Origin of the sequence: Pseudomonas fluorescens, assembly GCF_902497855.1 — a bacterium.
Lineage (GTDB): Bacteria > Pseudomonadota > Gammaproteobacteria > Pseudomonadales > Pseudomonadaceae > Aquipseudomonas > Aquipseudomonas fluorescens_BI.
This window is the reverse complement of sequence record NZ_CABVHU010000070.1, coordinates 1-534: the sequence shown is the minus strand read 5'-3', so window position 1 is coordinate 534 and position 534 is coordinate 1. Positions and strand designations below refer to the sequence as shown.

Sequence of the window (534 nt, the reverse complement as noted above, 5' to 3'; positions counted from 1 at the left end):
AAGCTGCTCTTGGCTCGCACTTTCTAACTCGACAGGCTTGATGTACGGCGACCAGTGAGGCACCGATACGGTGAAATTATGCACAACCTGGCTCATTTCATTTCTCCTGCAATTTTGAATCCTGCTACGACCCGGAGTTGGTAGTTCACGAAAGCGAGGACTTCCGTGAGCCTTACGATGTCCGGTTCTGAAATCCCAGCGGCCTTTAAGGTATCGATATCTTGCTTTGTAGCTTCTCGCGGCTTTTGAGTGACCAGATCCGTGAATCGGATAATCGCCATAAAGCGTTCATCCCCGTACGCGGACTGCTGAGGATTGGCAGCAACATAAAGGCCTTCTTCGCCACCTGCTGTCTCAAGACAAGCATGGTAGTGATCAGCCAATTCTTCAGAGTTGCTCAACCGAGCGATTCGTTCAGCAAGAGCTGCACGTTCTGCATGTGACAGACCACCGGGATCTTTCGGAATGATCACGGCATCATGGCTCGCTTGGCTCAGCGCCATAATTTCTGCCCGCTCAGCAATGGCCATCGCG

General features: G+C 51.9%; 1 protein-coding gene. It reads right to left on the bottom strand.

The features are described from left to right. Positions 1–92 precede the first annotated feature (92 nt). The coding region (locus F8N96_RS34885; RefSeq protein WP_224794183.1) for a CMD domain-containing protein at positions 93–534 on the bottom strand (442 nt) is incomplete at its 5' end.